Genomic DNA, 6,512 nt, shown 5'->3' on the forward strand with positions numbered 1-6,512 from the left:
AGTCCTGCTGCCAGCGGGTCCGGTCAGAGGCTGATTCCGAGGAGGGCGTCGATGGCGTCCCGCACCAAAGCCTGATCCTGACTACTGGCCGCGCCCCCGGCCGAGTTTGCCTGCTGTGCCCAGCGGGAAACTGCGGCAACTGCGGCGGGGGCGTCAAGGTCCGCAGCCAGCGCAGCGCGCATCTCTGCGATGAGGGCAGGGGCCGAGCCTGCGGGAGCGTGTGCCAATGCACTTCGCCACGTTGCAAGGTCTGACTTTGCGTCTTCGAATCCTTCGTCCGTCCAGGACCAGTCCGAGCGGTAGTGGTGAACCAGGATGGCGAGCCGGATGGCTGCCGGGTCCTCCCCTGCGGCACGCAGCTTCGATACCAGCACCAGGTTGCCCTTGGACTTGCTCATCTTTTCGCCGTCCAGTCCCACCATCCCGGCGTGGGCGTAATGCTGGGCAAGCGGGACACCAGCCAGTGAAAATGCGTGGACGGCACCCATTTCGTGGTGCGGGAAGATCAGGTCCGACCCGCCGCCCTGGACGGTGAAGGGCGAGGGCAGGTATTTCTGCGCGATGACCGTGCACTCGATGTGCCAGCCGGGGCGTCCGTATCCGAGGCTTCCGCCGGGCCAGCTGGGCTCGCCTTCGCGCTCCACACGCCACAGCAGCGGGTCCAGCGCCTGGCGCTTCCCGGAGCGGCCGGGATCACCTCCGCGTTCGGCGAAGAGCTCCAGCATCTCGCTTTCGGCAAGACCGGAGATGGACCCCAGGGACCAGGCGTCCGGTGCCGAGGACTGCTTTCCCGCTGCCTCGACGTCGTAATACACGTCCCCGTCCGGCTCGCCGTTGGTGCCCTGCACCGTATATGCAAGCCCCAGGCTGACCAACCGCTCCACCTCGGGCACGATCAGGGAGATGGATTCGACGGCGCCCACGTAGTGGTCCGGCGCGAGCACGTTGAGTGCTTCCATGTCTGTCTGGAAAAGCTCGATCTGGCTTGCCGCCAGGTCCCGCCAGTCCACGCCCGTGGCCGTCGCGCGTTCCAGCAGCGGATCATCCACGTCCGTTACGTTCTGGACATAGGACACCTCATGGCCGGCATCGCGCCAAACGCGGTTGAGGAGGTCGAACGCAACATAGCTCGCAGCATGGCCCATGTGCGTAGCGTCGTAGGGCGTGATGCCGCAAACGTAGAGGGAGGGCCGGCCAACTGTTTCCAGGGCCACCTCGCGGCCCACAGCGGTATCGAACAACCGGATGGCCGGCATGGTGCCGGGCACGTCGGGAACAGGGCGGGAGATCCAGGATTTCACACGCCAAGCCTAGTGCTAGGCGCTGATGACACTGAAACCGAGAAGGAGATACAGGGCCAGGCCGAGGAAGATCCGGTACCAGACGAACAGGCGGTAGCTCCGGGTGGAGACGAACTTCAGGAACCAGCCGATGATGATGTAGCCGACCACAAGGGCGATCACGGTGGCCAGGGCTGTTTCCGGCAGCCCGTAGGGGCCGGTGATGCCCTCATTGGACACAGTTTTGTAGAGCTGGAACAGCCCGCTGCCGAACACTGCGGGAATGGCCAGCAGGAACGAGTACCGTGCCGCCGCTTCGCGGGTGTAGCCCATCAGGAGGCCTGCGGTGATGGTGCCGCCGGACCTGGACACGCCGGGGATGAGCGCCATGGCCTGGGCGAAGCCGAAGAGAATGCCGTGTTTGTACGTTAGCCGGCTGAGATCCCGTTCCTGCTTGCCCACTGCGTCGGCGACGGCAAGGAACAGACCGAACACGATCAGCATGGTGGCCACGATCCACATGCTGCGGAGCACTGACTCGATCTGGTCCTGGAACAGCAGGCCCAGCACCACGATGGGCAGGCTGCCCAGAATGACAAGCCAGCCCATCCTGGCATCAGGGTCCTGCCTGGAAACTCTCCCGGCAAGGGAACCGGCCCATGCCTTCACGATCCGCACGATGTCCCGCCAGAAATAGATCAGGACTGCCGTTTCAGTACCCAGCTGGGTGATGGCGGTGAAAGCGGCTCCGGGGTCGGCGGCGTTAGGCAGGAATTGCCCCACGATCCGCAGATGGGCGCTTGATGAAATCGGTAGAAATTCGGTCAGTCCCTGCACAAGGCCCAGCAGGGCCGCCTCAATCCAGTTCACGCTAAGACCCTACGGCATGGGCAGTACTGGTTCTGCCCGTAAGCTTGCTGCTATGCAGCAGCGTTACGTCGGCAACAGTGGATTGCGAGTTTCCGCCCTATCCCTAGGCACCATGTCGTGGGCCGGCGAGACCGACGAACAGGACGCGGCCGACCTGCTGCGCACCTTCCTGAACGCGGGCGGACGGCATGTCGATACGGCTGCCTCGTACACCGATGGACGATCGGAAGCCATGGTTGGGTCGATGCTGGGCGACGTGGTTGCCCGCACCGAGATTTCCATCTCCACCAAGGCGGGCATGACGACGCCGGATGGTCGGCGGGGTGTGGACACGTCACGGAACGCAATGCTCACCGGCCTGGAGGCAAGCCTCGCCAGGCTGGGGACCGACTACGTGGACATCTGGTTTGCACAGGCCTGGGATGGCAACGTGCCTCTGGACGAAACGCTGTCCGCGCTGGAGTTTGCCGTACGGACCGGAAGGGCCCGGTACGCCGGGGTCTCGAACTTCAACGGCTGGCAGACGGCCAAGGCCGCGGCCATTGCCGGGTTTCCCCTGGTGGCTGCCCAGGCCGAGTACTCTTTTCTGCAGCGGTGGCCGGAAGTGGAGCTCATTCCGGCAATTGAGGATGCAGGCTTGGGCCTGATGGCGTGGGGACCCCTGGGTCGTGGGGTGTTGACCGGTAAATACCGGGGCAGCATTCCTGCCGGTTCAAGGGGAGCGTCCGCCACGGAAGCCGGGTATGTCGAGCCCTATCTTGACGGGAAAGCGTCCAGGACAGTCGAGGCCGTGTGCATGGCGGCCAAGGGTCTGGGCCGGACGCCGCAGGATGTGGTGCTGAGCTGGTTGCTTTCCCAGCACGGGGTCGCCACGGCCATAGTCGGCCCGCGAACGCCTGCGCAGCTCAAGGAAATCGTGGATGCCCAACTGACGCCGCTGCCGCCGGAGATAGCCTGCGCCCTGGAGGACGCTTCAGCCGTCCAGTAATGCCTTTTCCGGCGAGCAGGGCCCGCGGTGTCCTGCGTCAGACGTTGCGGTCCTCGACGATCTCAAGGTCCTCGTCATCCACGTCGCTTTCCTCTTCCTCGTCATCTTCGTCATCAAAGACCTGAAGCGGCGTGACCTCGTTGTAAGCCTCGTAGAGTGCATCCTCGTAGACTTCAAAAGCATCGGCTACTGCGAAAAACGCCGCCTCCACGGAGGGGTCGCCATCTCCGCGGCGGTTGGATGCTGCTATAAGGTGTTCTTCCAAAGCGGTGGTCAAGGACTGAAGCGCGACACGCGGATCGATGCTCATGCCTTCACGTTAGCCGGAAAAGGACGAAAATGGAGAGCAAATGAAGGAACAATTTCTCACCAGCTCGGTCCAGCGGGAACGGGACTATGCGAAGCAGTACGAGTACCTTGTACTGACGGTCAGCCCTGTTGATTCACTGCACGAAGCCCGGCGCCGCCTGGTGGAACACTCCGAATACGGCAAGTGGGAACTGGAGCGCAGCAAGCTGTACGTCGGGGGCGGCAGGCGGTTCTGGCTCCGCCGCCGCGTGATGCAGGTCCATCGGACCGTCTAAAAAATCATGGGTCCAGCGGGCCGTCTAATCCTCGAGGGGCCCCAGCCAGGCGGTGGCTACTGTGTTGTGGGCTGATTCGTCGTCTGATGGATGGAACATCCCGGCCAGAACGTCCCGGTACAGCCGTTCAAGCTCTGATCCCCGGAAGTAGCTCGATCCGCCGCTGACGCGGATGGCGAGGTCTACAACGCGGCGTGCGGTCTCCGTGGCGTTGACCTTTAGGCCCACGAGTTTCGGGAACCACTGCGGGCCGTGGTCGGCGAGGGCGTCGACGTCTGCCGTTACCGATGCCAACTGCGGGTACAGGTTGTCCATGGCCATCGCGGCCTGGGCCACCTTCCAGCGGATGTCCGGATCCTGAGCGTAGCTCCGTCCACCGTTTTTGAAGGAAGTCCGGCGTTTGACGGTTTCGACGCCCACTTCCAGCGCACGCTCCCCCACTCCCGTGTAGACGGCGGCCAGCAGCGCTTCGAAGCACGCGAAGATGGCGAAAATCAGAGGGTCGCGGTTGGGTCCCACGGGGAGTTTGCGGAAGATCCGGTTTTGGGGGACGTGGACACCCTCGAGGACCGTGGTGCTGGACTGGCTGGCGCGCATTCCCAGTGTGTCCCAGTCGTCGAGAATGCTGTAGCCGGGTGTTTCGCGTGTGATGAAGCCGTGGACGAGTTCACCGTCACCTTCCCGCGCGGACGGGTCTTTTCCGAAGATGCCCAGCCTGGTCCACGCCGGCGACAGGCTGGTGAATATCTTTGTACCGGTGAAGGTGTAGCTACCGCCGGGCTGCGCCTCGGCCATGGTCCGGGAATCGAACAGGACTGAATCGTTGCCTGCTTCGGAGTTGCCGAAGGCGAAGACTTCGCCCTGGGCGGCTTCCTTGAGGACAAAATCCAGGGAGTTGTCCCCTCTTGCCTGAAGAACGTGCGCGACGCCGGTCCACACCAGGTGCATGTTGACCGCCAGGGCGGTGGCTGGCGCAGCCGTTGCCAGCCTCCGCTGGCACTGTGCCGCCCCTTCCAGGCCAAGCCCCTTCCCGCCGTCGGCCGCGGGGACAAAAAGCTTCAGGTAACCAGCCTCGGCGAGCTCCTGCAGGTCCTCGTGAAAGAACGAATTGTCAGTGTCGTATCCGGCGGCCCGGCCGCGGATACGTTCCAGGAGGGCGTCCGGCAGGACTTCTTCATGGGTCATTTCAGCGGCTCAGTAGTTGGTGAGGAGTGTGTTGAGCACCTTGGCGCCAAACCTGAGGGAGTCGGCGGGAACGCGCTCGTCCACGCCGTGGAACATCCCCGTGAAGTCCAGCTCATCCGGCAACATCAGGGGGGCGAAGCCGTAGCCGGTGATGCCAAGCCGGCTGAGCGACTTGTTGTCCGTGCCACCTGACAACGTATACGGCAGCACCTTCGCGCCGGGGTCCTCGGTATGCAGGGCGTCGATCATGGAATCCACCAGGTTGCCGGCGAAGGGCACCTCGAGGGACACGTCGTTGTGGACGTAGCTCACGTCCACCCCCGTTCCGGCCAGCTCCCGGACGATTTCCAGGACGTGCTCCTGCTGGCCGGGCAACGTGCGGCAGTCGATGAGCGCCTCCGCGGATTCGGGGATGACGTTGTGCTTGTAGCCGCCCTTCACGAGCGTGGGATTGGTGGTGTTCTGCAGGGTTGCGCCCACGAACCTCGCCACTGTCCCCAGCTGGTTCAGCAAGAGGTCGGGATTGTCGGCGTCGAATTCAACTCCGGTAAGTTCCGTCACACCGTCCAGGAACTGCCTCGAGGTGGGCGTCAGTTCGATCGGCCACTTGTATTCGCCTATGCGGGTCACTGCGGCCGCGAGGCGGGTTACCGCGTTGTCGGTGTTAATCTGTGAGCCGTGGCCCGCCCTCCCATGCGCTACAAGGCGCAGCCAGGAGATGCCTTTTTCGGCGGTCTGCAGCAGGTAGGTGCGCTGCCCGCCGATGGTTGCAGAAAATCCGCCGACCTCCGAGATGGCCTCGGTGGCGCCCTCGAAAAGTTCCGGGCGCTTGTCCACAGCGTAACGGGCGCCGTACGCGCCGCCGGCTTCCTCGTCTGCGAAGAAGGCAAAGATGATGTCCCTCTTGGGCTTTTTGCCCGCGCGGGCAAAACTGCGCAGGACGGCGAGGATCATGGCATCCATGTCTTTCATGTCGACGGCGCCGCGGCCCCAGATAAGCCCGTCCTTCAGTTCGGCTCCGAACGGGTCCACCGACCATTGGTCGCGGAGCGCCGGAACCACGTCAAGGTGGCCGTGCACCACCAAAGCGCTCGCGGAAGGATCCTCGCCTGCCATCCGGGTGACCACGTTGGCCCGTCCGGGCGCTGACTCAAAGATTTCAGCTTCGATGCCGACTTCCTCGATGAGCGCTGCCGCGTACTCAGCCGCCGCCCGCTCCCCCGGACCGGATCCGTCACCGAAGTTCGAGGTATCTATCCGGATGAGGTCCTGGCAGATACGGACAACTTCATCCTCGGGCAGGACGTCAGGCATTGAGAGCTCCTCACTGGGGAATGGCGGGTTGCAGCGCTTGATTGCTGCCCTCAGCCTACCCACATGGCCCGATTCGATGTTTCGGGAAAAGTCGTGTTAGAGTTTTTCTCGCTGCTTCGGAGAAACCCGAAACGCTGAAAGGCGGAAAAGGTTCCCGAAATACCACCTGCGCGGGTGGCGGAATGGCAGACGCGCTAGCTTGAGGTGCTAGTCCTCGAAAGGGGGTGGGGGTTCAAGTCCCCCTCCGCGCACAAAGGGAAGCCCCGGAAGATCACTGATTTTCCGGGGTTT

General features: G+C 63.5%; 7 protein-coding genes and 1 tRNA gene. 3 read left to right on the top strand and 5 right to left on the bottom strand.

The annotated features are described in order from the left end of the window. Positions 1 to 23: 23 nt before the first annotated feature. Complete coding sequence (gene mshC, locus AC5RWX_RS28775; protein WP_494099654.1) at positions 24 to 1,301, bottom strand: cysteine--1-D-myo-inosityl 2-amino-2-deoxy-alpha-D-glucopyranoside ligase; 1,278 nt, start codon at positions 1,299 to 1,301, stop codon at positions 24 to 26. A gap of 15 nt (positions 1,302 to 1,316) precedes the next feature. Continuing rightward, positions 1,317 to 2,150: an undecaprenyl-diphosphate phosphatase gene (locus AC5RWX_RS28780; protein WP_494099655.1), complete on the bottom strand. Its 834-nt coding sequence runs from the start codon at positions 2,148 to 2,150 to the stop codon at positions 1,317 to 1,319. A gap of 52 nt (positions 2,151 to 2,202) precedes the next feature. On the opposite strand from AC5RWX_RS28780, the gene AC5RWX_RS28785 reads away from it, so the two are divergent. Then, positions 2,203 to 3,138, top strand: coding sequence for an aldo/keto reductase (locus AC5RWX_RS28785; RefSeq protein WP_494099656.1), 936 nt, complete (start codon positions 2,203 to 2,205; stop codon positions 3,136 to 3,138). Between the two features lie 37 nt (positions 3,139 to 3,175). Here the strand turns inward: AC5RWX_RS28785 and AC5RWX_RS28790 are convergent, their stop codons facing one another. Beyond that, positions 3,176 to 3,448, bottom strand: coding sequence for a hypothetical protein (locus tag AC5RWX_RS28790; protein WP_104043962.1), 273 nt, complete (start codon positions 3,446 to 3,448; stop codon positions 3,176 to 3,178). Between the two features lie 40 nt (positions 3,449 to 3,488). Between AC5RWX_RS28790 and AC5RWX_RS28795 the strand changes: the two genes are divergently transcribed. Beyond that, a complete protein-coding gene (locus tag AC5RWX_RS28795) occupies positions 3,489 to 3,722 on the top strand; it encodes a DUF5703 family protein (RefSeq protein ID WP_494099657.1) in 234 nt (77 codons plus the stop codon). A 24-nt stretch (positions 3,723 to 3,746) separates the two neighbouring features. Here AC5RWX_RS28795 and AC5RWX_RS28800 read toward each other — a convergent pair whose 3' ends face one another. Together AC5RWX_RS28800 and AC5RWX_RS28805 are read right to left on the bottom strand one after the other, a co-directional pair. Next, positions 3,747 to 4,907: an acyl-CoA dehydrogenase family protein gene (locus tag AC5RWX_RS28800; RefSeq protein WP_494099658.1), complete on the bottom strand. Its 1,161-nt coding sequence runs from the start codon at positions 4,905 to 4,907 to the stop codon at positions 3,747 to 3,749. Positions 4,908 to 4,916: 9 nt separating this feature from the next. After that, positions 4,917 to 6,221, bottom strand: a complete 1,305-nt coding sequence (locus AC5RWX_RS28805; RefSeq protein WP_494099659.1) for a M20/M25/M40 family metallo-hydrolase — start codon at positions 6,219 to 6,221, stop codon at positions 4,917 to 4,919. Between the two features lie 168 nt (positions 6,222 to 6,389). On the opposite strand from AC5RWX_RS28805, the gene AC5RWX_RS28810 reads away from it, so the two are divergent. Continuing rightward, positions 6,390 to 6,472 (top strand) — tRNA-Leu (locus tag AC5RWX_RS28810). Positions 6,473 to 6,512 lie beyond the last annotated feature (40 nt).

Source organism: Arthrobacter sp. SPT-J7, from assembly GCF_059089965.1.